General features: G+C 66.4%; 18 protein-coding genes and 2 tRNA genes. 5 read left to right on the forward strand and 15 right to left on the reverse strand.

Translation table 11 applies throughout. From position 1 onward, the window contains the following. Positions 1-24 precede the first annotated feature (24 nt). The 6 genes from OOB33_RS24015 to OOB33_RS24040 all read right to left on the reverse strand — a co-directional run bounded on the left by OOB33_RS24015 (position 25) and on the right by OOB33_RS24040 (position 7,915). Entirely contained in the window at positions 25-1,254 is a 1,230-nt protein-coding gene (locus OOB33_RS24015; RefSeq protein ID WP_271010479.1) for an efflux RND transporter periplasmic adaptor subunit, read from the reverse strand. Positions 1,255-1,573: 319 nt separating this feature from the next. After that, complete coding sequence (locus OOB33_RS24020; RefSeq protein ID WP_271010480.1) at positions 1,574-2,080, reverse strand: hypothetical protein; 507 nt, start codon at positions 2,078-2,080, stop codon at positions 1,574-1,576. 458 nt (positions 2,081-2,538) lie between these two features. After that, complete coding sequence (locus OOB33_RS24025) at positions 2,539-4,137, reverse strand: oleate hydratase (RefSeq protein ID WP_271010481.1); 1,599 nt, start codon at positions 4,135-4,137, stop codon at positions 2,539-2,541. A gap of 319 nt (positions 4,138-4,456) precedes the next feature. Next, positions 4,457-5,029, reverse strand: a complete 573-nt coding sequence (locus OOB33_RS24030; RefSeq protein WP_102766051.1) for a Crp/Fnr family transcriptional regulator — start codon at positions 5,027-5,029, stop codon at positions 4,457-4,459. 60 nt (positions 5,030-5,089) lie between these two features. Next, positions 5,090-6,202: a calcium:proton antiporter gene (locus tag OOB33_RS24035; RefSeq protein WP_271010482.1), complete on the reverse strand. Its 1,113-nt coding sequence runs from the start codon at positions 6,200-6,202 to the stop codon at positions 5,090-5,092. 63 nt (positions 6,203-6,265) lie between these two features. Continuing rightward, positions 6,266-7,915, reverse strand: a complete 1,650-nt coding sequence (locus tag OOB33_RS24040; RefSeq protein ID WP_102766049.1) for a hypothetical protein — start codon at positions 7,913-7,915, stop codon at positions 6,266-6,268. Between the two features lie 130 nt (positions 7,916-8,045). Between OOB33_RS24040 and OOB33_RS24045 the strand changes: the two genes are divergently transcribed. Beyond that, positions 8,046-8,873, forward strand: a complete 828-nt coding sequence (locus OOB33_RS24045; RefSeq protein ID WP_271010483.1) for a hypothetical protein — start codon at positions 8,046-8,048, stop codon at positions 8,871-8,873. Between the two features lie 22 nt (positions 8,874-8,895). On the opposite strand, the gene OOB33_RS24050 is transcribed toward OOB33_RS24045, so the two are convergent. Together OOB33_RS24050 and OOB33_RS24055 are read right to left on the reverse strand one after the other, a co-directional pair. Beyond that, positions 8,896-10,104 carry a DUF5009 domain-containing protein gene (locus OOB33_RS24050; RefSeq protein WP_271010484.1) on the reverse strand — a complete coding sequence of 403 codons (1,209 nt, stop codon included), beginning with the start codon at positions 10,102-10,104 and terminating at the stop codon, positions 8,896-8,898. A 166-nt stretch (positions 10,105-10,270) separates the two neighbouring features. Continuing rightward, positions 10,271-11,197 (reverse strand): LysR family transcriptional regulator, encoded by a 927-nt coding sequence (locus tag OOB33_RS24055; protein ID WP_271010485.1) that lies wholly within the window; start codon positions 11,195-11,197, stop codon positions 10,271-10,273. A gap of 346 nt (positions 11,198-11,543) precedes the next feature. Here OOB33_RS24055 and OOB33_RS24060 point away from each other — a divergent pair, with 346 nt between their 5' ends. From OOB33_RS24060 to OOB33_RS24070, 3 genes are all read left to right on the forward strand, one after another. Then, a complete protein-coding gene (locus OOB33_RS24060) occupies positions 11,544-13,058 on the forward strand; it encodes an AMP nucleosidase (RefSeq protein ID WP_271010486.1) in 1,515 nt (504 codons plus the stop codon). Positions 13,059-13,124: 66 nt separating this feature from the next. Continuing rightward, positions 13,125-14,348 carry a GGDEF domain-containing protein gene (locus OOB33_RS24065; protein ID WP_271010487.1) on the forward strand — a complete coding sequence of 408 codons (1,224 nt, stop codon included), beginning with the start codon at positions 13,125-13,127 and terminating at the stop codon, positions 14,346-14,348. Between the two features lie 94 nt (positions 14,349-14,442). Further along, positions 14,443-15,159 (forward strand): GNAT family N-acetyltransferase, encoded by a 717-nt coding sequence (locus tag OOB33_RS24070; protein ID WP_207795872.1) that lies wholly within the window; start codon positions 14,443-14,445, stop codon positions 15,157-15,159. Here OOB33_RS24070 and OOB33_RS24075 read toward each other — a convergent pair. Then, entirely contained in the window at positions 15,149-16,123 is a 975-nt protein-coding gene (locus OOB33_RS24075) for a diguanylate cyclase (RefSeq protein ID WP_271010488.1), read from the reverse strand. The two genes, OOB33_RS24070 and OOB33_RS24075, sit on opposite strands and share 11 nt — an antisense overlap. Next, positions 16,120-21,129 (reverse strand): CHASE domain-containing hybrid sensor histidine kinase/response regulator, encoded by a 5,010-nt coding sequence (locus tag OOB33_RS24080; RefSeq protein WP_271010489.1) that lies wholly within the window; start codon positions 21,127-21,129, stop codon positions 16,120-16,122. Before OOB33_RS24080 ends, OOB33_RS24075 begins: the two co-directional genes overlap by 4 nt. A 342-nt stretch (positions 21,130-21,471) precedes the next feature. Between OOB33_RS24080 and OOB33_RS24085 the strand changes: the two genes are divergently transcribed. Continuing rightward, positions 21,472-21,894 carry a hypothetical protein gene (locus OOB33_RS24085; protein ID WP_271010490.1) on the forward strand — a complete coding sequence of 141 codons (423 nt, stop codon included), beginning with the start codon at positions 21,472-21,474 and terminating at the stop codon, positions 21,892-21,894. Positions 21,895-21,956: 62 nt separating this feature from the next. Here OOB33_RS24085 and OOB33_RS24090 read toward each other — a convergent pair whose 3' ends face one another. From OOB33_RS24090 to rplQ, 5 genes are all read right to left on the reverse strand, one after another. Further along, complete coding sequence (locus tag OOB33_RS24090) at positions 21,957-22,856, reverse strand: acyltransferase (protein WP_102766041.1); 900 nt, start codon at positions 22,854-22,856, stop codon at positions 21,957-21,959. A gap of 284 nt (positions 22,857-23,140) precedes the next feature. Beyond that, positions 23,141-23,217, reverse strand: a tRNA-Met gene (locus OOB33_RS24095). A 110-nt stretch (positions 23,218-23,327) separates the two neighbouring features. Next, a tRNA-Met gene (locus tag OOB33_RS24100) sits at positions 23,328-23,404 on the reverse strand. A gap of 38 nt (positions 23,405-23,442) precedes the next feature. Beyond that, complete coding sequence (gene dsbD / locus OOB33_RS24105) at positions 23,443-25,305, reverse strand: protein-disulfide reductase DsbD (RefSeq protein WP_333780352.1); 1,863 nt, start codon at positions 25,303-25,305, stop codon at positions 23,443-23,445. Between the two features lie 310 nt (positions 25,306-25,615). Then, positions 25,616-26,005, reverse strand: a complete 390-nt coding sequence (rplQ, locus tag OOB33_RS24110) for a 50S ribosomal protein L17 (protein WP_102766039.1) — start codon at positions 26,003-26,005, stop codon at positions 25,616-25,618. Positions 26,006-26,069: the final 64 nt, after the last annotated feature.

Here is a 26,069-nt window from a genome sequence, read left to right on the forward strand (position 1 = left end):
GATAGCCCTGCTCCCGCGCAGAGCTCATGGCGCACGAGGCCCCGCCAGGGCTTGACCCGAACGAAGTCGATCAAGCAACTCGGGCGGGCCCGCGACAATCTGATCGCCAGCAGACAGGCCCTCGATGACTTCTTGGTGCTCGGCATCAGCCATGCCCAGTACAAGCAGGCGCTTCTCGGCCTGACCTGCGCGCAGCAGCCAGACATAGGGTCGCTGCCGGGTTCCAAAGGCCGCAGCCTCCATCGAACTGAGCGCAGACTCCTCTTCATGGCGCAAGGCCAGCAAAGGCACACGCAGTGCAGCGTCCTTCCCGCCAGCACCAAAGCTCACATCAGCCGCCATATCGCTCCACAGTCGCGGCTTCAGCTCTGCGGGGACTCGATCCAAGGCAATCCGTACGGCCACCGGTCGCATCTTGCTTGCCTCCTGCGGAGCTGGGCCCAAAGGCTTGGGCGCTGGGCTGATCTGCTTGACGCGCCCCGTCAGCAACACCTCCGGAAACGCCACGGCCCGAGCCTTGATCGGCTGCCCTTGATGAATGCGAGCCAAATCCTGCTCGGCTACAAGCGCCTCCACCTCCAGGCTGTCGGGATCTGCCAAGACCAACAAGTCGCTGCCTGCCAAGCTGGTCGCACTAGGCACCGCTGTTTCACCAGGTTTGATGCCGATGCGGATCACACGGCCCCCAATCGGCGCAAGCACCGCTGCTCGCCGCACCAACTCCTGGGTTCGTTCGCGCTGCGCTGCAATCTGCCGCACATGCTGTTTGGCCGCTTCGACACCAAGACGTGCGTCCTCTTCCTTGAGTTGCGCATCACTCCAGCGATCAGCAAAACTCATACCGTCCCGCCAGAGCACGGCCTCACGGTCCTTCTTCTCTTGCGCCTGGCGCCATGCCAGTTGGCTCTGCGCCAGTTTGGCCTGGGCCTGGGCCAACTGCGCATTCACTTGCTCGGCCTCCAACTTTTGCAAAGCTGGATCAAGCTCAAGGAGCAACTGCTGTGCGCGGACCAGATCACCTTCGCGAACATGAACTTTGAGTACACGAGCCATGAACTCTGGGGAGAGCCGCGCTTGCTCGGCGTACAGAAAACTGCCTTGGGCTTGAAACTCGGCGTGCACTGGACCGCGGTCGATCGTGTGAACAATCGCAATCGGACTGGGCTGCTTTGTTCGAGCCAATCCAAATCCGAGGCCAGCCGCCAATACCAAGCCTAAAAGCAAACCAAGAAGCAGTTTCTTAGTGAAATGCATAGTTGAACAAGTGCTGCATCGATCCAAAGTTCATAAAAAAAAACCAGCCAAAACTCGGCTGGTTGAGTGTTGATTCCGAGCAATCTTGCTACTACTTCCCCATGCATTGTTCATACAAGTTTTCACAGCCCCAATCAGGCATCCACCATTTGCTCTTGCAATTCTCCAGCGCCTTAGCGCAATCAACAGGAGCGGCCATTGACGATCCGACCACAACAAACACTGCAAACAGTGAAAGAAACACGGCGCGTTTAGTATTCATTAATTGACAAATTTTGTTTCGCTGATCGTTTGAAAGTCTATACAGCGGACTACGGCCTCAATTGACCAACAGCAGGATCAACTTCGGACCACCCCAGGCCATCAGCAATGCCCAAGACCCATGAGAGAACAGTGCCACGACGACAGCGCGCGACAAACTGACCACTCCTCTCATTTGAAGAATCCATACGGTAAGTGCCATTGCAAACAAAACCACTGGGCCGTGCGCCTGAGCAAACATAATACTGGCCCGATTGGCCGGCATATTCAGCAAACTCGCCCATGACAACGGATCCACCTGCGAAGGCAACATCCGCACTGGATGCGGCATTGCAAGCACCATGACCATACTGGCAACAACAGTGAAGACCAAGGCCGCCTTACCCCACAACACCGCCCTGGTAACGTCGACCACAGCATTGCGAACGTTGTGCGCGCCAAGCAAAAGAGCACTGGCCACCGCGACACCTGTCAGGAAAACAAGCTCTACAACCAAGAACACCAGCCACCAGAAGTAGTGCTTCAGATACAGCCACATCAGCGATTTACCGGCCAGGACACTCATGACCTGCTCCCGACTCAAAGCGCCTCGCTCCTGCTGCCAGGCCCAAGCAAAGTCAGCATTTGCCGCATACACCCATTGCATCAGAACAGTCGCGCTCAGCACCGTAATGACTGCCAGCCAAGCGGGGGGGAGGTTTCGCCGCGAAGGCGTACTCATCATAGATTTCAACGCCAATCGGCGAGCTTTGCAGAATTTTTCTCAATGCTAGCTAACTCCTAAATAGCACGCACCAGAGAAAACCCGATAGCTCAGAAAACGCGGCCAAGAAAGGGTCGCCTAAAACCATCCGTCAGTCGGCGACGCAACTGCGCGCGAGGCAACACACCTCACGCCCAGCCCAGCCCAGCCACAACAAGGCCTCTTGCTCTCCTAGAAGTGCTAGCCCGCCTGAAACGCGTGGCCCACCCAACTGTCAAGAGCTTGAACACTCATTCGAATCGACCAAGTAGGACCAGCCCTCATTTCAGCGCTTTGACCAAGGCGTCCAGCTGCACCTTGAGCGAATGGTCGTGGCGCAGGATGGGCGGCACCGGGCGCGGCACATTCAGCAGCTGGTAGACGGCCATCTGCGCGGCGCGCACCGAGTATTCGACGGTGAAGACCACATCGTCCGGGATCTCGACAAACTGGCTGACAAAGGCCAGATTGCGCGAGTTCCTGGGCACCGGCAGCGGCCGGTCGCTGAGCGCGCGCGGCATGAACATGCTGGTGATGTAAGGCATGCGGCAAGGGATGCAGTTGGCCTGGGCAACGGCCCCGAGATCGAAGCGCAGATGGCCGCAGAGCTCGCGCAGGATCTCTTCGCCCGTGCATTCGGACATGGGCTTGGCCACGAAGTCACCGACGCGATCGGGGAACAAGGCATAACCCCAGAACACCTGGACATCGGCCGGCTGATTGGCAAAGTGTGGCTGGTGGGCCAGGACGATGGACATCAGCCAGTTCGAATCCTTGAAAGTCACCAGGCCGCCGGTGCCCGGCTCATTGCCGCTGAAGGCGCGCATCTTGTCGAAGAAGGCCGTGTCCTTGAGCGTGACGGTGAAGGACTCCCACATGGACTCGGCAATGCTGCTGTTGAAGGCCGCCGGATTGCCGAACTCAGGCCGGCCCTGGGCCAGCTTTTCCCACAGGGCCCAGCCCTGGCTGTCCTGCTTGTTCAGCTTCGGCGGCGCGCTGTGCATCGAGCCCAGGCTGGAGGCATCGGTCATGGAGCCGTTCTGGAAAAACACCAGGTCCTGCGGGCCCAGCGCAATGCGCTCGGCCTGGCCGGCGCGCTGGCAGCAGATGGCGGTGACCTGGAACTGGCCTTCGGTCTCGACATGCTCCAGGTCGGTGACCTGGCAGTCCATCACGAAGTTCACGCCCTGCTCGCGCAGCCAGGCCTGCAGCGGCCGAACGAAAGAGTCGTACTGGTTGTAGACCGTGCGCTTGACACCGCCCAGGGTTTCGATGCGCGAGAACTCCATCATGAAGCGATGCAGATAGCGCTTGAACTCGACGGCACTGTGCCAGGGTTGGAAGGCAAAGGTGGTGGCCCACATGAACCAGAACTCGGTCTCGAAGAAGGCTGGCGACAGCCAGTCGGTGATGGCGCTGGTGCCCAGTTCTTCTTCGCTGGCATTGGAGAGCTTGAGCAGCTCCAGGCGGTCGTGCATGGAAAAGCCCATGGACTCGACCGGCACCTTGGCGCGGTGGCGGTTGACCAGGCGGGCTTGCGAATGGGCCTTGTACTTTTCGTTGAAGTCCAGGGTTTCGCCGAGCACGCTCTGGCCCGGGTGTTCCAGCGAGGGGATGGACTTGAACAGGTCCCAGGTGCACTCGTAGTTGTCGGTGGTCAGCATGCGGCCGCCGCGCAGCGAGTAGCCGCGCTCGGCATCGCCGGCGCCATCCAGGCTGCCGCCCATCAAGGGCAAGGCTTCCAGGATGTGGATCTGCGCGCCGGCCACGCCGGCATCGCGGATCATGAAGGCCGCGGCGGCCATGGAGCCGATGCCGCCGCCCAGCAGGTAGGCGCGGAACGAGGGATCGATGGGGCGGGTCGATTGGGGCGTGGTCATGTCAAAGCTCGCTTTCATGTCAGGGGTGGCAGCCGATCCTTCAGGAATCCGCTGAACCTCACCGTTCGCCAGGGAACAGGTGAAGGCATGGGCGTAGCTTGGCGCCGCGCAGGCGGCTGACAAATGATCCGGATCAATCGACCGGAGTGGCGTGGCGGAGCTTTGACTTGGGTCAACCCGCGTGCTCACGGAGCCCGGTTTTCGTCGCGAGCGCTCGGCAGGCTAGGCGGCAGGAGCTGAAGGACCGGAACGTACTTCCTGTACGTGAGGATGCTGAAGCGAGGGCCAACGACGCATGGCGAAGGCGCAGCAGGAAACCTCAGCTTCGCAGGCGCTTGCGGATGCGGCTCAAGGCCTCGGGCGTCACGCCCAGGTAATGCGCCAGGTCGCGCTGCTGCACCCGCTCGGCCAAGGCCGGCTGGCTGCGCAGAAAAGCCTGGTAGCGCTCGTCGGGGCGCAGGGTCAGCAGCTCGCGTTCGCGCTGCTCCTTGCGCACGATGTGCCAGGCCAAGAGCTGACGGATGGCGCGCTGCCAGGCCGGGTGGCGCTCGGTCAGCGCATGCATGGCGGCAAAGTCCACCTGCTCGATCTGGCAATCCTCCAGGGCCACGGCGGCATAGTCGGTCTTGCCTCCGGCCACCAGCACATTGGGGCAGGCGAAAAAGTCGCCCTCGCCGATGAAGGACTTGATCCACTCCTCGCCCGCCTCATTGCTGTAGCTGAGCTTGACCATGCCCTGGCGCAGCACATACACAAAAGGCTGCCACTGGCCGATGCTGAACACATCGTCGCCGCGGGCGTAGTGGCCCAGGCGGTAGCCGGGCTCCAGCAAAGCCCAGTCAGGCAGGGGCGCGCCGGCGGCGCCTTCGAGAAGAAGTCGGGTTTGCTGCATCAATCAGGGAAAGAACCAACCACACAAATCACTCGGCAGGCGCGAGCACGCGCCCATCGATCAGGGCACCACGGCCAGGAAACAGAAGACGGCAAACAGCACCAGATGCACGGCGCCTTGCAGCACGGTGGCGCGGCCGCTGCCCAGGGTCAGGGTGGCCACCACCACCGTCAGCAGGAACAGCACCATGCTGGTGTTGGACAGCCCAAGCACCAGGGGATAGGGGAAGAACAGGGACAGCAGGGCCACGGCCGGGATGGTCAGGCCGATGCTTGCCACACCCGAGCCCAGGGCCAGGTTGAGGCTGGTCTGCAGGCGCTTGCGCAGGGCCGCGCGCACGGCGGCCACGGTCTCGGGCAGCAGCACCAGCAAGGCCACGATCACGCCGACCACGGACGGCGGCGCGCCGGCCGCACGCACGCCGGCCTCGATGCCCGGCGCCAGCAGCTTGGCCAGGCCCACCACGCCGACCAGGCAGGCCAGCAGCAGCACCACGCTCCAGGCCGCCACGCCGGCCGAGGGGCGCTCGGCCGCCTGCTCACCCTCTTCGGTTTCAATCGGCAGGAAGTACTCGCGGTGCCGCACCGTCTGCACAAAGACGAAGGCGCTGTAAAGCACCAGGGACACCAGGCCGGCAAACATCAGCTGGGCGGTGGAAAAAGTCGGGCCCGGTGTGCTGGTGGTGAAGCTGGGCAGCACCAAGGTCAGGGTGGCCAGGGCCACCAGCACGGCCAGGGTCGGGCTGGTGGCCTCGACGCGGAAGGCCAGCACCTTGTGACGCAGGCCGCCCAGCAGCAGGCACAAGCCGACCACGCCGTTGCAGACAATCATCAGGGCCGAGAACACCGTGTCACGGGCCAGGGCATTGGAGCTCTCGCCGCCAGCCAGCATCAGGGACACGATCAGCGCCACCTCGATCACCGTCACCGCCACGGCCAGCACCAGGGAACCGAACGGTTCACCCACGCGGTGGGCCACCACCTCGGCATGGTGGACGGCTGACAAGACCGCTGCCATCAGCAGCAAGGCCAGGGGCAACATCCACCAACCGGCCACGTCTTGGCCCAGATGGCTGATGCCCCACAGGCCCAGCAAGGCCAGCACAGGCGAAACCAAACACCAGGCGGGCAAGGCCGGCGGCAAGCGAAACGGGGCAGCGGAATTTCGATTCATCGCGCGAGCATAAAGGCTCGCGAATTCACCGCGCCGGCCGGGCCAAATCCAGCGCAGCGTGTATCAGCCCGGGCCACTCCGCCAGACCGCCGCAAAGGCCCGCAACTTGTCCCAGGCGCCGAGGCGCTCGTCCGACAAGGCATCGAGAAAATCGGACAGGCGCTTGGACTTGACCATGGTGTACACGGTCAAAGCCGAGGTCACCACCAGCACACCGACGAAATAGGCCAGGCGTTCGGTCCAGGGCGCATCGGCCGCGGCCAGCAAGTTCATGCCCAGGAAACCGGTGGTGATGGTGCCCACCAGGCCGAAGATGGTGACCACGGTCAGGCGCACCACGGTGTTGGCCTGACGACGGATGCTGTCGGTCTCCAGGTAATCGCTCATGTCGGTGACGCGTTGCTTGACCTCGGCATGCAGGGCATCCAGGCCCAGATGCTCGGCGCACATGCGGAACAAGGCGCGTGACTGCGCCTGTTCGGCCACATCGTGGAACCAGTAGCGGTGGGTGAAGCGCAGAAAGCCCTCGAAAGCCGAGCGGATGGCGCGCTTGAAGCGGCGCACGTTTTCGGGATCTTGCACATTGAGCCGACGCAGCGCCTCGACCAGGCGGTCCGAGAACATCAGCAGGGCCGCCTTCTGGAAATGCGCAATCAGGAAGATCAGGAAATGCTGGTGCCGGAACTGGGCCAGCACGCCGCGGTCGCGACAGGCGAAGAAATCCGCATCGGCCCGCCCCACCACCACCAGGGCATGGCCGCTGCACAGATAGCGCGTCTGCGGCGCCGCGCCGACGTCGCTCCAGAATCGGTCGTAGCAATAGCGCCGCTCAAAGTCGCTCAGATGGTCTTCGCCGTAAGGCAGGCTGCCCTCCTGCGCCACCGGGCCGGAGCCGGTGACCAGGCCCAGGCGCACGAAATCGCTGCGCGTCAGCGCGCGTGGATCGTCCACCGCCAGGTAGGCCATCATGGGCATGCGGTAGTACTCGATCTGGCGGTAGCTGAGCGCCCCGGGGCTCGGCTCCCCGGCATGGTTGACCAGGGGGCGCAGCAGCCAGTCCCAGTGCCGGGCCAGGCGCGGCGCGCGGTGGCGGTGCACATGCTCGATGAAGCGCTCGCGCTCGCGGCTGTCCGAGCTGGACAAGACCTGACCCTCGCCGTCCAGCCATTCGGCCTGGGCCAGGCAATGCAGGGGCAGGCCTTGGGCGTCCCAGCCCGGCGGGTAGGCGCGGCCCAGGCGGTACATCAGCTCCTGCGCCTGGGACAAGCTCAGGTCGGCGCTGCTGACCTCGACATTCAGCAGCACCACATCGACATCGAAGAAGAAGTAGAGGTCGACATGGACCACCTCCAGCAGCAGCGGCGCGTCCTGCGGCCGCGTCTGCACGCGCAGCTGTTTGACGTCGTGGCGGCGGAACACCTTCATGCCCGAGCCGGCGCCGCCCTCGGCGCCCTCTCCGTAGAGAAAGCGCTGCACATAGGGCAGAAAGGTGACGAACTCCTGGTAGTGGCGCTCGTGGAAGTTCTGCGGCCCGCCGGTGTACTCGTCAGCGACTTCGCGCCAGGGGCTGTCGGCCACGGCGGCCAGACGCTCCCAGGGCCGGCGCGGTGCACCGGGCGCATCGCCCAGCGGCATCAGGCGCAGCGGCCAGAGCAGGATCTGATGCAGGCGCTGCACGCGCGGGCTGACGGCATGGGGGTCCGAAGCGGGCATGGCGGGGCGTGAGCAGGAAGGGAAGCACCATCATCGGCCGGCCGCGGCTGCCGTCAAGGGCTCATGAAACAGCGCTCTCCCGGCCTGTTTCGGGCTTGCCCACGCGGGCCTGGAGTGACACCATGACGAAATGATGACATTGACCGTCGCCGAATGGCGCACCCTGCTGAGCACGGTCGCCATCTTCAACATCCTGGCCTGGCTGCTGGCCACGGCGCTGCTGCAGCGGCGCCGAGCGGCCCTTGGCGACGAGCTCTTCCTGATGCGGCGCTGGCAGTTGCTGCTCTCGGCCGGCTATGTCTTCGGCTGTGCCTACCGCTCCTTTCTGCCGGTCTTCGATGTGCCGCGCCTTGTGCTGGTGGACAGCTGGATGTCCAGCGTGCTGATGGGCCGCTCGGTGGCCACCCTCGCCGAGCTCTGCTTTGTGGCGCAGTGGGCGCTGATGCTGCGCGAGGTGTCCCGGGCCACTGGCAGCCGGGTCGGGCACATCACCTCCTTCTGGATCGTGCCCCTGATCGCGGTGGCGGAGACCTGCTCCTGGTACTCGGTGCTGACCACGGCCAATATCGGCCATGTGCTGGAAGAGTCGATCTGGGGCCTGTGCGCGGGCCTGCTGGTGCTCAGCTTGGTGGCCATCTGGCCGCGCTGCAGCCCGCGCCAGCGCCCCCTGCTGGCGGCCTGGTGTGCGGCCGGTGTGGTCTACGTGGCCTTCATGTTCATGGTCGATGTGCCCATGTACTGGAGCCGCTGGCTGGCCGACGAGCTGGCCGGTCGCACTTATCTGAGCCTCAGCCAGGGCTGGATCGATGTGGCCGGCCGCTGGGTGGTGTCACACCGCCAGGAAGACTGGCAGGGCGAGATGCTCTGGATGTCGGCCTACTTCAGCGTCGCGGTCTGGATGAGCATTGCCTTGGTTCACGCGCCGGTGCACCGACCTGCGCCGCAGGCGCTGCGCTGAATCGGTCGCGCCAAGCGCCCGCTCAGATGCGCAGGCGCACGCCGCGCGCCGCCAGCCACTTGACCAGGCCGGCCACCAGCAAGGCATAGAGCACTCCCGCCAGCACCCCCGGCGCCCCGCTGCGCAGCAGGCTGGGCCAGCCCAGCTGGCCCCAGCTCATGGCCGCGCCGATGACAAAGGGGATCAGATAGGCCAGCAGGGGATGGGCCGCCACCGGCTCCAGCAGCGCCGGCCAGAGCGAACGCCCCCAGCCATCGACCCACTGCGCCAGCGCGGCAAAGATCAGCACGCAGGCCGCCGCGCAGTACAAGGCCCAGCTCGGCGTGGCCAGGATCTTGGACACCTTGAACTCCGGCCGCAGCAAGGCCGCCGCCAGCGCCAGCACGGCCGCAAAGATCAAGGCCCGGAGCCAGAGGCGGGCGCGTTGTGAATCACGCTGCGCACCGTAGAACAGCAAGGCCGTGGCACAGCCACTGAGCACCAGCACGGCATGCGCGAAATGGCCGTTCTGGCTGAACACGAGAGCCAGGCCCGGTGAGGCCTGAACCGCAGGCAGCCAGTGCAGGGTGGCGTAAGCCACGCTGAACAACAGGCCGAGCAAGACGCCAGCCAGGCGCCCGCGCGCGAGCAGGTAGACCGCGCAGCCGATCAGGTAGGCCCAGCCGATCAGACCCAGAATGCCCCACCACTGTGGGCTCATGCCGCCCTGCCCTTCGGAACCACCACGGTACAGCCAGGCCAGCCCCGCGAACAGGCCCAGGCCGGCCCAGCGCCAGGCGCGCCCGAATGGCGCCCCTCCACGCAGCGAGCCCCACACCAGAAAGGCCGCCAGGTAGATCAGAAGCGTCCAGGCCGCGACAGGCAGCGGCATGGACGCCGCATGAAAGCCGCCCTCCGCATTGACCATGAAAACGCCGATCAGAACCAGGCCCAGCGCTCTTTGCAGCACATGCAGTTGCAGCTGCAAGGTGCTGTCGCCCAGGCGCTGGCGCTGCTGCAGGGCGAAAGGAATGGACATGCCGACGATGAAGAGAAAGGCTGGGAACACCGCATCGACAAAACTCATGGCATCGGCCTGGGCCGGCATGTGCTTCATCCAGGGCGCCAATCCCGCCACCCCGCCCCAGAAATTGACCGTGATCATCACCAGCACGGTCAGCGCCCGGAAGATGTCGATGGCCAGGATGCGGCCGCTGCGCAAGGCCGGCCAGGCCGCAGGCTGAGACGTCATGGACTGGGCATGGGGTCGCGAGGATGTCGAGGATGAGCTCATGGGCAAACAAGGGAGGTGGGCCTGTTCATGGCGAACAGATGCGCCCGCACTATCGCGGCCCGGAGCTCGGGCCACAAGCCATGCGCCTAAAGACTGTGTAAAGACCTGACGAAGGCCTCGCCCCTCAAGCCTGAGCAAAAGCCCGCAGCACCTCCAGCACCGGCGCCGCGCCCGGCGGCAGCAGGGCCTCGTCGGCATGGACCAGGGCCAGCTCGCGGCTCAGCGGCGGGTTCAGGGGGCGCAACTGCATGCGCTCGTGGCCGACCAGCCGCTGCGCCTCCTGCTCGCTCTCCAGCGGCAGCAGGGCCGCGCCGTAACCGGCCGCCACCAGGCTCTTCATCGCCTCGGTGAAATTGAGCTCGATGCGGGCGCTGGGGTTGAAGCCGGCCTGGCCGAACCAGGCCATGGTCATGCGGTACATCTGGGTGCTGCTGTCGTTGAAGATCAGCGGCTTGTCGGCCAGCCAGGCCGGATCCAGTTGCGCGGGCGCCTCCCAGTCGGCCGGCAGGAATGCCACCATGGGATCGCGCCGCCAGGGCGTGCAGCGCAGGCCGGTGCCGCCGGGCAGGGGCAAGGTGACCAGGCCGATGTCCAGGCGCCCGGCGTCGAGCCGCGCCAAGGTGTCGGCCGAGCCCAGCACGCTGAGCTCCACATCGATGCCCGGATGCTGCTGCGCCAGCGACTCCAGCACCTGCGGCAGCAAATGCACCACCACGCCCGTGGCCGTGCCCAGACGCACCCGGCCGACCAGGCCGCGCGCATGGCGGCGCACCTGGGCCTCGGCGTCCTCGGCATCGCGCAAAAGCTGGCGGCCGCGCTGCACGAGTTCCTGGCCGGCCGGGGTCAGGCTCAGGCCGGCGGCCCGCGCATCGGCGCGTGGCGCGCCTTTGCGTCGCAGCAGCAGGGTGGCGTCGAGGCGCGACTCCAGCTCGCTGATGTGCAGGCTCACCGTCGGCGGTGCCAGATGCAGGGCCTGGGCGGCGGCGGCAAAGCTGCCCAGGTCGGCAATCGCCACCAGGGTGCGGATCTGGTCCAGGCTCAGGCATCGCATCAGGTTTCCTGATCTTTCCAATCAGTTCATTCAACTTTTCAAACCATACCTCAAAACCCAAGATGGCGATCACTCCCAAGCCACACGGTGAACGCCATGAACCCCAAGCCCATATCCCAGCGCCTACACGCCCAGCTCCTACATGCTCTGCTGCGCCTACTGGCGCAAGGCCGGCAAGCCCGCCGCCAAGCCTGCCGCGCAAGGGCCGAGCTGCGCGAGATGGATGGCCGGGCGCTGAACGATCTGGCCCTGGGTCGCGGAGAGGTTGAGGCCGTGCTGGCCGGGGCCACAATCAAGGCCGATGGCGCAGCGCCTCGGCCGCGCCCAGCCCGCCCGACCCAAGCCCATGGACTCACTGTTCTTCGCGCCCCAGACCTTTGACCAGGCCGCCCCGGCCCTGGCCTATGTGCAGCAGATCTACCAGGCCGGCCTGCAGCAGCTGCGCCGCGCGCTGCAGGACTTTCTCGCCGGCCAGGACATCGCCCCGGTGCGCGCCTGCTACCCCCTGCTGCGCCTGCGTGTGGGCAGCAGCGCGCGCGAGCAGCGCCAGGTCTCGCGCCTGGCCTACGGTTTTGTAGCCGGCCCCGGCGTGTTCGAGACCACGCTGACCCGCCCCGAGCTGTTTGCGCGTTACTACCTGGAGCAGTTCGAGCTGCTGCTGCAGAACCACGGCGTGGAGCTGGAAGTCTGCAGCAGCAAACAGCCCATCCCCTTGCACTTCGCGCTCGACGAGCAGGCCAGCCTGGACAGCCAGCTGGCGCCCGAGCGCCGCCGCCTGTTGCGCAGCCTGTTCGACTTCCCCGAGCTGGCCGATATGGACGACGGCATTGCCAACGGCACGCAGGAGCTGCCACCAGGCGCACCCCAGCCCCTGGCCCTGTTCACCGCGCCGCGGGTGGATTACTCCCTGCACCGCCTGCGCCACTACACCGGCACCAACCCCGAGCACTTCCAGAACTTCGTGCTCTTCACCAACTACCAGTTCTACATCGACGAGTTCGTCAAACTGGGCCAGGCGCTGATGCGCGAGCGGCCCGACCCGGCCCGCCCGCATGAGCTGGACGACTGCATCGCCCTGGTCGAGCCGGGCAACCGCATCACCCGCCGCGTGGGCCTCAGCCCCGAGGACGCCGACGCCCTGGGCCAGCTGCCACCGCGTCTGCCGCAGATGCCGGCCTACCACCTGATCCGGCGCGACCGCAGCGGCATCAGCCTGATCAATATTGGCGTCGGCCCGGCCAATGCCAAGACCATCACCGACCATGTGGCCGTGCTGCGCCCCCATGCCTGGCTGATGCTGGGCCACTGCGCCGGCCTGCGCAACAGCCAGCAACTGGGCGACTATGTGCTGGCCCATGCCTACGTGCGCGAGGACCATGTGCTGGATGAAGACCTGCCGCTGTGGGTGCCCATCCCGCCCCTGGCCGAGGTGCAGGTGGCGCTGGAAACCGCCGTGGCCGACATCACCCAGCTCAGCGGCCTGGAGCTCAAGCGCCTGCTGCGCACCGGCACGGTGGCCTCCACCGACAACCGCAACTGGGAGCTGCTGCCCAAGACCCGCCACGGCGGCCCCGAGCGCCGCTTCAGCCAGAGCCGGGCCGTGGCTCTGGACATGGAGAGCGCCACCATCGCCGCCAACGGCCTGCGCCTGCGCGTGCCCTACGGCACCCTGCTCTGCGTCAGCGACAAGCCCCTGCACGGCGAAATCAAGCTGCCCGGCATGGCCGACCAGTTCTACCGCGCCCGCGTCGACCAGCATCTGCAGATCGGCCTGCGTGCCGTCGAACTGCTGCGTCAGGGCTCGGCGGCGCAGCTGCACAGCCGCAAGCTGCGCAGCTTTGCCGAGGTGGCCTTCCAGTAGAGAATCAGGCCAGCTGCCTGCAGGCAACACCCCCTCCACAAGAACACCACCAGCCTCGAAAGCACCATGCTGTTTGACAACCCCACGCTGTTCAATCTGCTTCTGGTGCAAGCCCTGGCCGCCGCGCTGATCCTGCTGCTGCTGACCGGCTGGCGGCCCAGCCCGGCCACCCGCTGGGCCCAGGGCTTTGCCGTGGCCCAGGCCCTGGGTTGGCTGCTGATCGAGGCCAGCGCCAGCCTGCCCGAGCTGGCGCGCGGCCTGCACAGCCTGGCCATGCTGGCCTTCAGCGCCAGCCTGAGCCTGCTCTGGTGGGCGCTGCGCCTGTGGCTCACGCCGCGGCCCGGGCGTTGGTTGATGCTGGCGGCGCCCGTGCTACTGAGCCTGGGTTATGCCATCCATTTTCACGACAGCGTGCCCTTCCGCCTGGCCTGGAGCCAGGGCTGGCTGGGCCTGCAGTGCCTGATGCTGACGCTGAGCCTGGCCCTGCCGAGGCCAGCGGCCGAGCTGCACCCGGCCCTGGCCCGCGCCCCGCTGGAGGCGCAGCCGGCCAGCCAGAACCTGCGCTGGCGCGCCCTGCTGCTGGCAGCGGTGCTGCCCATCGGCCTGATCTGCCTGGGCCGCGCCGGCCTGGCCAGCGCCGGCCTGATCGATGCCGGCAGCCTGGCCGGCCTGCATGGCGCCAGCGCCGCCAACAGCCTGCTCGGCCTGGCGGTGCACTGGAGCCTGACGGCCGCCCTGCTCGGCCTGGTGCTGGCCTGGCGCGGCGAGGTGGAAGCCGAACTCGCACGCCTGGCCCAGAGCGACCCGCTGACCGGGCTGGTCGATGCGCGGGCCTTTGCCAGCCGCTCGGTGGACCTGATCTCGATGGCGCGCCGCCACCAGGAGCCGCTGGCCCTGGTGCTGCTGGATCTGGACCACCTCAAGAGCATCAACCTCTGCCACGGCCAGGAGGCCGGCGACCGCGCCCTGGCCCTGTTCGGCAGCTGCATCCAATCGCAGATGCGCCTGGGCGACCTGGCCGGCCGCATCGGCCCCGAGGAGTTTGCGGTGCTGATGGCGCGTTGCGACGCCCAAGGCCCCGAGGCCCTGGACGGCCGCCTGCGCACCGCCCTGGCGCAGCGTGCACCAGCAGAGCTCGGCTTTGAGCTCGATTACAGCGGCGGCTGGGCCAAGCTGAGGCATGGCGACCGCGACATCGAAGACCTCAAACGCCGTGCCGAAACCGCGCTCTACGAGGCCAAACGCGGTGGCCGCGCCCGCCTGGAGGCCGAACCCGGGGTGGCCGACTGAGCCTGGCACGCCGCTTGCATGCAACTCGGGCAAACCCGGAGCGTCGTTCTCCGAGTTCCCGACCCGATCGCATGCAAGTCAAGGAGGCCAGGCCATGTTTTCCACCACGCTCTCTGCCAAACCCGCCGCCAGCGCCTACACCTCGCGCAGCGCCTTCACGGCCGCCGAGCCGGCGCGCAAATCCCTGACCGCCCACGCCCGCCAAAGCCTGGCCGGCCAGCAGGCACTGACCGTGCGCAAGATCGGCCCGCAAGACCTGCAGTGGCTGCCCGCTCTGTGCGACCTGCTGATCGACGGCGTGCACCGCGGCGCCAGCCTGGGCTTCCTGGCCCCGCTGTCGCGCTATGCCGCCCTGACCTACTGGCACGGCGTGTTCGCCCGCCTCGGCCCCCAGCACAGCCTCTGGATCGCCTGCGACAGCGAGCATGGCGACCAGGACGGCCACGAGCCCTGCGGCCCGCTGCAAGGCGCGGTGCAGCTCTCGCTGGCGCCCCACGGCAACGCGCACCACCGCGGTGAGGTGCAGCGCCTGATGGTGCACAGCCAGGCGCGCGGCCGAGGCATTGCCAGCCGCCTGATGTGCCGACTCGAGTGCACGGCCCAAGCCCAAGGCCGAAGCTTGCTGGTGCTGGAAGCGCCGGCGGCGTCGCAGGCCGAGGCGGTGTTCGTGCACCTGGGTTGGCAGCGCGCCGGCGAGATCCCCGACCACGAGGCCTGTGCCGAAGGCCGGCTGCATGGCTCGGCGCTCTACTACAAGCGCCTGAGCAGCGGGACGGAAGCCAGCCGCGAGGCCGGCCTGGCTACAGCGTGATGCCGCTGGCGCGGCGGCGCCCGCCCGATTTGGCCAGGTAGAGCTGCTCATCGGCGGCCACCACCAGCTCGGACGGGCCCAGCGGGCCATGCGGCCGCAGCGCCGCCACACCGATGCTGACACTGAGGCTGGGCGCCACATCCGAATCGGCATGCGCAATGCCCAGGGCCAGCACCGCCGCGCCCATCTCGTCGGCCAGCGCCAGCGCGCCGGGCAGCTCGGTATCGGGCAACACACAGGCGAACTCCTCGCCGCCATAACGGCTGAGCAGATCGGCCGGCCGCTTGAGCTGGGCCTTGAGCGTCGCCGCCACGCGGCGCAGGCCGTCATCGCCGGCCAGATGGCCGTAGCGGTCGTTGAAGCGCTTGAAGTAATCGACGTCGATCATCATCAGCGCCAAGCTGCTGCCCTGGCGCCGCGCGCGCTGGAACTCACGCGCCAGGCGCTCATCAAAATGCCGGCGGTTGTAGACGCCCGTCAGGCCATCGATGAAGACCAGCTCGCGCAACAGATCGCTCTGCACCTTGAGCGTCAGATGGGCACGCACACGGGCCCGCACCACGGCCGGGCTGAAGGGCTTGCTGATGAAATCGACGGCGCCCATGTCCAGGCCGCGGGTCTCGGCCTCGGCATCGCTGTGGGCGGTGACAAAAACCACCGGCAGCGCCGCCAGCTCCGGGTCGGCCTTGATTTGGCGACAGACCTCGTAGCCATCCATGCCCGGCATCTGGATGTCCAGCAGCAGCAGATCGGGCTGCTTGTCACGGCAGAGCTGCAGGGCCTGCGCGCCCGAGGTGGCCATGAAGACCTGGTGGTCCTGCGCGAACACCTGGTAGAGCGCCTGGATATTGGCCGGCTGGTCGTCGACGATGAGCAGGCGCGGTCGCCGGCCCAGCTGCTGCTGCAGATTGAAGGGCTCGGGCGAGGCGCCAGGGCTGCCCGAGGCAGGACTGGGCCAACTCACCGGGCGGCCCCTTCCGCCAGACCCGGTGCGGGCAGCAGCCCGTCGGTCAGCGCCAGCGCACGCTCAAAGTCCAGGGCCATGACGGCCGCTTCAAGCGGATCGCGAACCGCAGCGAATCGGGAGGCATGGGTTTGCAGCATCTGGTTCAAGGTGTCGGTGGCGGCCATGTCGAAGTCTCGCAGCATCTGGCGCAGCTGCGCCAGCTCCGCCGCAAACGCTGCCTCGGCCGCGGCCGGGGGGACGGTTGCGCCATCAACAGCCACCGCCTCGGGGGCAACAGCCGCCGCGCCCGGCGCGGCCGCGGCCTGAGCGTGACGCGCCAGTTCATCGGCCAGCTGGCGCAGATCGGCACTGCCCCGCTCCAGCTGCTGCGCCAGACCCTGCAGCCAGTCGGGGTCCAGCGATTCGCCGCGCTTGAGTCGCTCCTCACCTTCGGCACCCAGCGCAGCCAGAGCTTGCGCCCCCAGGGTGGCCGCCAGGCCTTTGAGGCTGTGCAAGGCCATGCCCGCGGCGGCGGCGTCACCGTCGCTCAAGGCCTGCCGCAGCTGCGCTTGCAAGTCCTCGGCCGAGGGCCCGAAGGTCTGGGCCATGCGCTGGAACAGGGAGATCTTGCCCATGAATCGGTCCATGGCCGACTGCAGCTCGATGCCTTGAGCCAAGGCGCGCTGGCGCAGCTCGGCAGGCACGGCCAGGGTCGGAAAGCTGCGGGGCTTCCTGGAGGCCGCAACGGGCTCGGCCGCAGCAACCGGGTCTGCCGCCGACACGGGCGCGTCGGCCTGAGCCCCGGGCGCACGGGCCGGCGCGCACAGCTGCAGGATCAAGCGCGTCAGCGGCTCGAGATCGAAAGGTTTGCCCACATGTTCGTTCATGCCGGCGGCCAGGCATTCGGCCCGGTCCGAGGCCATGGCATTGGCCGTCATGGCCACGATGGGCAGCTCGCGCAGGCCCAGCTGCTCGCGAATCCAGCGGGTGGCGGTGTAGCCATCCATCACCGGCATCTGCACATCCATCAGCACCAGATCGAAATCACGCGGCCGCTCGCGCAAGAGCTCGACGGCGCGCTGGCCATGCGCGGCCAGGCTCACCCGCGCACCGGCGTCCTCGAGCAGCTCCTGTGCCACTTGCTGGTTGTTGAGGTTGTCTTCGACCACCAGCAAGCGCAAGCCCTGCAAGGCCTGCGATGGCGGGTCGGACCGTGGCAGCAGGGGCAGCGCAGCCGCTGCCTGCGGCGCAGCCCCGGCTCGCGGCGCCGCGTCGGCGCCATGCCCGGCATCCGCCAGCATGCCGGGGGTCAGGGGCTTGACCAGGCAGTCCTCCAGCAGCTCCGCGTCGGCGGCGCTGCGCTGGCCCAGTTGCTCGCGGCCATGGGCGCTGACCATGAGCAGCACGCGCAAGCCCGGCTGCAACTCGCGCATCCGGCGCGCGCAGGCCAGCGCATCCTGGCCAGGCATCTGCCCATCCAGCAAGACCAGGTCCAGCGCCTGGCCTTGCGCCGCCGCTTGCTGCAGCTGCAGCAGGGCCGCCTCACCGCGGTCGGCCTGAAGCACGGTCCAGCCGAGTGCGGTGGCCATGCGGGCCAGGACCGCCCGGGCCTCTTCGTGGTCGTCCACGATCAAGGCCCGCAAGACGCGGGCTGCCGCTGGCCCACCGGCAGCTTCGGCATCCGGCGGCAGAACGGGCAGCTGCAAGTTGAAGCTGAAGTGACTGCCGCGTCCCGGGGCGCTGTCCAGGCGCAATTCGCCGCCCATCAGCTGCACCAGGCGCTGGCTGATGGCCAGGCCCAGGCCCGTGCCACCGAATCGCCGCGTCGTCGAAGCCTCGGCCTGGGTGAAGCCGGAAAAGATCTGTGCCTGGTGCTCGGGCGCGATGCCGATGCCGCTGTCGCGCACCGAGAACTCCAGCATCGCACGGTCCTGCGTCAAAGCCTGCAGGCGCAAGCCCAGCACCACCTCGCCCTGGGGGGTGAACTTGAGCGCATTGCCGCCCAGATTGATCAGCACCTGCTGCAGGCGCAGGGCATCGCCGAGCAGTTGGGCGGGCAGCCCGGGTTCCAGATCGAACAGCAACTCCACCGGCTTGGCGCCGAGATTGGCCGAAAGGATGACCGAGAGCTCGCGGAACAGGGGCTCCAGGCGGAAAGGCTGCGGGTCCAGCGTCATCTTGCCCGCCTCGACCTTGGAGAAGTCCAGGATGTCGTTGAGCAGACCCAGCAAGGAGCGGGCAGCCCCTTCGGTCTTGCTGGCGTAGTCCTGCTGGCGCTCGCTCAGCGGCGTCTTCTGCAGCAGCTTGAGCATGCCCAGGATGGCGTTCATGGGCGTGCGGATCTCATGGCTCATATTGGCCAGGAACTGGCTCTTGGCACGTGAAGCGCTTTGCGCTTCTTCGGTGGCGCGCATCAGATCGGTGATGTCGATGCGGAAGCCGACCAGATGGCCATCGTCCATGCGCCGCTCGATCACGCGCACCCAGCGCTCGTCATCGAGCTTCTGCACCAAGGTGGCCTGGGCGACTCGATGTGCCGCCATACGCTCGGCCACCCATTCTTCGACGCGGCCGATGGCCTCGACATACTGGCCGCGCTCGGCTCCGCCCCGCACGATGGATTCGAAGCTGGCGCCGGGCACGATCAGATCGGCCGAGCGGGGGTACATCTGGCGGTATTTCTCGTTGCAGAAGACCAGGCGATCCTCGGGGTCGTAGAGCACAAAGCCCTCGTTGACCGCGTCGATGGAGCCGCGCAACAAAGCCTCGGCGCGGCGCACCTCGGCCTCGGCACGCTTGCGCTCGCTGATGTCCACATAGGTGGTGACAAAGCCGCCATCGGGCATGGGCGCGCCACGCACTTCCAAGGTACGGCCATTGGGTCGCGTGCGTTCGAACTGATGCAGGCTGGGATGGCGCGCGCGCTCGATGATCTGCTGCACGGTTGCCTCGACATCCTCGGCCTCACCGTACTCGCCACGCGCGGCATTGAAGCGAATGATCTGCTCGAAGGTGGTGTTCGGACCTGCGAACAGCTCATCCGGGAATTCCAGAAGACGCCTGAATTGACCGTTGTGAGCCAGGAGATTGAGGTCGGCGTCGAAGACGCTGAGCGCACAAGGCAGGTTCTCCAGCACGCTGCGCAGCACCTGGTTGGCTTGCCGCGTCTGCGCCTCGAGGGCGCGGCGCTGGGTGATGTCCTGGTAGGTGCCGAAGATACGCAGCGCGCCCTGGTCATCAAAGGACGACTCGCCGACCGAGCGCACCCACAGTTCGCGCCCCGCACCTGTTCGCAGGCTCAACTCCAGATCCCAGGCTCGGCCCGACGCGGCCTGGTGGACCGCGTCTTGCAAGGCGCGACGGCCACTGTCCGACAAATGGGACAAGGCCAAATCCAGTGTCACTTCCGTGCCCAGAGGTACATCGTGCAGGCGGTAGGTCTGGTCGGACCAACTGAGCTTTTGCGTGTCCACCGCCAGCTCCCAGGCCCCCAATCCGGCCAGGCGTTCGGCCCGGTCCAGCACCACCTGATTGTTGAGCAGGCGCAGCGCCGCACGCTTGGCTGCGCTGATGTCGCTGCGGATGGAGATGTATTTTTCGATGCGGCCCTGGGCGTCAAAAATGGGCGCGATGATGCTGTCCACCCAGTAGAGTTGGCCGCTCTTGGCCATATTGCAGAGCTCGCCTCGCCAGCTGCGCCCGGCCAGCAGCTCGGCCCAGACGCCGCGCCAGAACTCCGGGCCATGGTGGCCCGAGTTGATCAGGCGGTGGTTGGCGCCCAGCAGCTCGTCGCGGCTGTAGCCGCTGATGCGGCAGAAGGCTTCGTTGACATCGATGATGGTGCCCGCCACATCGGTCACGGAGACGATGGAATGCTGATGCACCGTCTCCAGCAACGAGCGGTTCTCGCCCAGGGCCCGGGCCAGATCGGCGGTTCGCGCCGCCGCCAGGGCTTCAGCACGCAGACGCCCGGAGATCAGCAGCCAGGTGGCAAACGCGAGGCTCAGGCTGAGCCCGGCGCCACTGACAGCGATCCACAAGGGCGCGCCGCGATGCACGCGCTGTTCAAAGGCCGGCGTGCTGGCCAGTTGCAAGCGCAGACGCTTGCCGGCGAAATCGATGCGGCGCTCTTGCTCAAGAGACGGTCTCGCCGCACGGGCCTCATTCGCAGCGCCGGTGGCCGATGCAAACAACAGATCCTGGGCTTGCGGGCCATCGTCGGCAAGCAGGCGGAAATCCAGCAATTGCTCTCCGACCTCGGCAACCCGGCCCAACAGCTCATCCGCCACCACCGGGGCATAGACCACGCCCACCAGTGCACGCAGGCGCTGCCCCTCGGTCTGTGGGTCGGCCCCACGCCGGTAGACCGGCACCATGAGCATGAAGCCGGGGCGCTTGGCTTCGTCCTGCACCAGGCTGATGCGGCCGCTCATGGTGTCCTCGCCCGTCAGCACGGCACGCTCGATGGCTTCGCGCCGCAGCGGCTCCTGGCCCAGGTCATAGCCCAGGGCCGCCAGGTTGTCACTCAAAGGTTCGAGGTACTTGATGACGTAGAGATCGGCCCATTGACCCGAGGTTCTCACCTGGAAATCCGGCATGCCGTCGGCACGCGCCTGGACCAGAAAGCGATCCAGATGCGGGCGCGGCACACGCTCGATGAAACCGAAGCCACGAATGCCCGGAAACTCCTGCGCCAGCTGGCGCGAATCCACATAGTTGCGGAAGTCGATGCGCGACACCTCGTCGCTGGCGGCGTAAACACCGCGCGCGCCCTTGAGCCCATAAATGGGCTGTAGCAGGCGGCGCTCAATCTCGCGCTCGATGCGGCCGACGAGGCGGTCGAATTGCGCCAGCGCATCGCGCTCGGCCTGCTCCGCACTGCCCACGCTGAGCACGGCCGTCAAGGCCAAGCCAGCCAACAGCAAGCCCAGCGCCGCCAAACTGGCACGCGGCCCGCCATGACGCAGCTGCCGTCGCAAGGCGGCGGCAAGGGCTGCACCAGAGAGCGGACGCAGGCCGGGCATGAGGGGAAGTTCGGGTGATGGACGCGCAAGCGGCGCGGGGCACGAGCTGTGCCTAGTGTAGAGATTCAGCGCACCCGCGCCAGCCCGGAGTAGCCGGGTTTCCGAGGCCATTCCCAGCCTTCAATGCATCTGCCAAAGACGATCCAACGCCCATGGCCAGCCTGAGCCCCCCCCTTCGACCGAGACCGCAGCGCCTTCCTGGACGCGCGAAGGTCTCGCGCCTTCATCCCGTGTTCATGCGTCAGGGGCCAGACTGCGGCCCGTCCTAAGCCCTGCCGGGCGGACGCTCGTTGTGGTCGCTGTCCCGGCGCCACCCGCCCATTGATTTCGGAGCCATCCAGCATGAATCCTCTTCACCTGAATCACGCCTCGCCTGCCACGCAAACCCCGCAGTCCCGGCGCACTGCATTGACCTTGCTCATGGCCTTGGGGAGCGCCGTCACCCTGGCGCTTGGCGGCTGTGGCGGCACCAGCAGCAGCGGCTCTCTGACCGAGGTGGACGGGGTGCGCGTCAAGTCCACCATCGACCGGCCGGGCCTGTATGACGTGGACATCAACGGCATCGACTGCGATGTCACCATCGGTGAAGGCAACACCATCCAGCGCCTGCTGATCACCGGCGTGGGCAACACCGTTCGCATCCCGGCCAGCGCCAAGGTCGAACGGATCGAGTTCACGGGCAGCAAGAACACCGTCTTTGTACCCAAGGGCTTCAAGACCCAGGTGGACGGTGTGGGCTCCAACAACCACATCAAAGAACTCTGAGCCACCGCTTGCCGGTGGGACGGTGGGTCAGCGCCCCCTCGGACGTTCAGTGACATGCCGCATCAGCGCGGCGGCAGCAAGCCCTTCAAGACCTCGTCCTTGTCGGTCCATTGACGCTTGATCCACATCGAGATGCCGGCACGCAGGCGCTTGTCGGCCATGGGGTTGCCACCCACCAGCTCGGCCGGAATCGGGCGTTGCTGCACCCGCACGACCACGGAGCCGCAGCGGCCGCAGAGCAGATCCCAGAAGCTGGGCGTTCCCTCGGGGTAGGCCAAGGTCACATCGAGCATGGCTTCGAACTGATCGCCCATGGTGGCCAGGGCCATGCTGAGCGCACCGACCTTGGGTTTGAGCAAATGCTCGTACGGGCTGTTCTGCTCCTGCTGCTTGGCAGCGCTGAAACGTGTGCCTTCGACGAAATTGATCACCGTGGTCGGGATGGTCTTGAAGCGCTCGCAGGCCTTGCGCGTGGTCTCCAGATCGTCCGCCTGGGAGCTGGCGTTGCGGCCGCGCTTCATGAACGGAAAGTCGAGCGCCCACCAGGCCAGGCCGATCACCGGCACCCACATCAACTCGCGCTTGAGGAAGAACTTCAAAAAGGGGATGCGGCCATGGAACACGCGCTGCAGCACCAGGATGTCCACCCAGGTCTGGTGGTTGGGCGAGACCAGGTACCAGCCGCGCTCGTGCAGGCCGTCCATGCCCTGGACATCCCAGACCTGCGGATTCAAGGCGGCAATCCAGCCATTGTTGAAAGCCACCCAGCCGGCCGCGATGGCGTTCAGGGTGCGGTCACACAGGCGGCGCACCGGCAGCAGAGGCAGGATGAGCTTGAACAGGGCCGGCGGCATCATCAAGGCCACGCCGATCACGGTGTTCAGAGCCAGCAAGACGCTGGCAAGCAGGCCGCGCACAGGCGCCGGCAGCAGACGGAGGAGAAGATTCGAGGGCCGGGTCATCAATCAGGGTCGGTGGAGGGATCGGAGCTGCGAAATCAGCGCGGGCCGGCATTCTAGGTGCAAGCCTCTAAACAACCCGGCTGCGCCTGCTGGCGGCGAAGCTCGCATCGTAGCCCCTGGGCATCCTTGGGCTTGTGTGACAGCGCAAAGAAAAGCACGGCTGTTGGGCGAGCAGCGGGCGCCGCGGCACCCGCGGAAGTGCGTCCGAATCCCAGTGCATCAGCCAGCAAAACGAAGGCACAAAGCAAAACGCCAACCTCACGGTTGGCGCTGCGACTTGATGGTGGTTGCGGGGGCAGGATTTGAACCTACGACCTTTGGGTTATGAGCCCAACGAGCTACCAGACTGCTCCACCCCGCGACTGATGGGTGATGAAAACAAAGGCCACCGAATGCGGCAGCCTTGCGTGTTTCATGGATCTTGCTGTCAGCACGGGCGCCACTCAAAGCGGGCCGCACTACACTGGTATTTGGTTGCGGGGGCAGGATTTGAACCTACGACCTTTGGGTTATGAGCCCAACGAGCTACCAGACTGCTCCACCCCGCGACTGAAGCTAGCAGTATAGCGCAGTTTCCACCCTGGCGTCAAAGTCCAGCGGCAGAAAGCGAAGAAAGAAAGCGCTCGGCGTTCTGGAAGCCGATCACGCGCACCCCGGTCAGCTCCTGGCCTTGCGCGTCGAAGAAGATCGAACCCGGCGGGCCGAAGAGCTTGAAGCGCTTGAGCAGTTCGCGATCGGCCGCTGTGTTGGCCGTGACATCGGCCTTCAGCAGCAAGGCACCCGCCAGACGCTGGCGCACGGCCGGGTCGGAGAAGGTGAAGCGCTCCATCTCCTTGCAGGACACGCACCAGTCGGCATAGAAGTCCAGCATGACCGGACGGCCGGCCGTGGCCAAGGCGGCATCGAGCTCGGCCACGCTGTGAACCTTCTGGAAGTTCAAGCCGCCGACCGCCGGTGTGGCACCGCCGGCCTTGGCCTCAGCCAGACCCACGCCCGCCAAGGGCTTGAGCGGGTCGGTGCCGCCATTGGCCGCGCCCACCACCTGCAGCAGGCCGTAGGCAAACGCCAGCACGGCAGCCGTTTTGCGCAGCCAGGTGCGCGGGCGGTGCACGGCGTGCGCCGGTTCGAACAAGCCCAGCATCGAGGCGCTGCCAATCAGCAACGCGCCCCACAGCGCCTGTGCCAGCGCCGCCGGCAGCACCGGCTGCACGGTCCACAAGGCCACGGCCAGCAAGAGCATGCCGAAGAAATGCTTGACGCCGTCCATCCAGGCGCCGGCGCGCGGCAGCAAACTGCCGGCCGAAGCGCCGAGCAGCAGCAAGGGCACGCTCATGCCGCTGGCCAGGGCGAACAGGGCGCTGCCGCCCAGCACCACATCGCGCGTCTGGCTCAGGTAAAGCAAAGCGCCGGCCAGAGGTGCAGCCACGCAGGGGCTGACGATCAGGGCCGAGACGCCGCCCATCACGAAAACGCCAAAGATGTGGCCGGCAGGCAGGCGCTGCGAGGCCTGCGAAAGACCGCCGCTGAGGCTGCTGGGCAGGCTGATCTCGTAGGCGCCGAACATGGACAGCGAGAACAGCACCAGCGCGCCGGCGAAGGCAGCCAGAACCCAGGGCTTTTGCAAGGTGGCAGCCAGCCCCTCGCCGGCCAGACCGGCCGCAACGCCGAGCGCCGTGTAAATCAAGGCCATGCCCAGGGAATAGCTGGCCGCCAGCAAGAGGCCGCGGCCGCGCGTGGCTTTGCCGCCCTGCGCTTCACCGACAATGATGGAGGACAGAATCGGCAGCATGGGCAGCACGCAAGGCGTGAGCGACAGCAGCAAGCCGGCCACAAAGAACACCCCCACCACCGTCCAGAACTTGCCCGACTGCAGGGCTGCATCCAGCCGGTTGGACTCGGACACCGGTGCCGCATTGACAGCGCTGGCCGGCGCGGCCGGAACCACGTCTGCCACCGGGCTGCTTTGCGCGCCCGTCGCCAGTGCGCCCTCACCTGCGGCAGGCTTGACTTCATTGCTGCCACCGCCAAAAGCGGCCAGGCGCACCTGGAACTCCGAGCTCATGGGCGGATAGCACAGCCCCTTGTCGGCGCAACCTTGCCCGCCCACCAGCAACTTGAAAGCACCTGTCGCCTGTTCCACCGGCACCTTGACGACCAAGGCCTCACGGTAGATCTCGACTTCCTTTTGAAAGGTCTCGTCGAACTTGACCTTGCCTTTCGGGATGTCCAGCGCTGCCAGCTTCGCTTCTGCGGACTCGGCCTTGAACTGCTCGCGGTACATGTAGTACCCCGGCGCGATGTCGAAGCGCACTTCGACGCTGCGTTCATCCAGCGGCTTCACCGACAGCTTGAAGGCCTGCTCGGGATCCAGGAAATCGTCCGCGCGCACCAGGCCCGGCAACACCCAAAGGCCCAGCATCAGCAGCAGCCCAGCGAGGGGACGCCACAAGGACGTGAAGGAAGACAGACGCATCATGAGCAAGCGACACCCGGCGCCGTGGCCATGGGTGCTCCAAAGGTCAAAAAGGGTTTCAAAAGCACGGGGCCGAACTGCGCCGCCCGAAGTGCCATGCAAGGCGCCGAACTGTACGCCGAAAGCTCAAGGTGGCGCTCGCCCGGTGGTTCACAAGCAGTCGCTGCCACCGGGCTTGTTCGCGCTGCGCGCAAAAAAAAGGCCAGCACGATGGCTGGCCTTCATTACCGAACAGAGCAAACCGAAACTTCAGTCCGCCTGCCCTGGCTGTGCGCAAGGGCTTGAATTACTCAGCCGCTTCGCCAGCGGTTTCGCCTTCAGCGCGATCCACCAGTTCCACATACGCCATGGGCGCGTTGTCGCCGACGCGGAAACCCATCTTCAGGATGCGGGTGTAGCCGCCCGGACGAGCCGCGAAACGCGGGCCCAGCACGTCGAACAGCTTGACGACCATGTCGCGGTCACGCAGACGGTCGAAAGCCAGACGGCGGTTGGCCACGGTCGGGACCTTGGCCAGGGTGATCAGGGGCTCGACAACGCGGCGCAGTTCCTTGGCCTTGGGGACCGTGGTCTTGATGGCTTCGTGTTGCAGCAGCGAGTTGCACATATTGCGCAGCATCGCCTTGCGGTGTTCGGAGGTACGGTTCAGCTTACGGAGGCCGTTACGGTGACGCATGGTGCTATTCCTTTCTCGATTAATCCCAGCAGCCGTATCAGGTACTGCCCGGGTGCACCGGGTG

Origin of the sequence: Paucibacter sp. B51, assembly GCF_027863535.1 — a bacterium.
GTDB classification, from domain to species: Bacteria; Pseudomonadota; Gammaproteobacteria; order Burkholderiales; family Burkholderiaceae_C; genus Paucibacter_A; species Paucibacter_A aquatilis.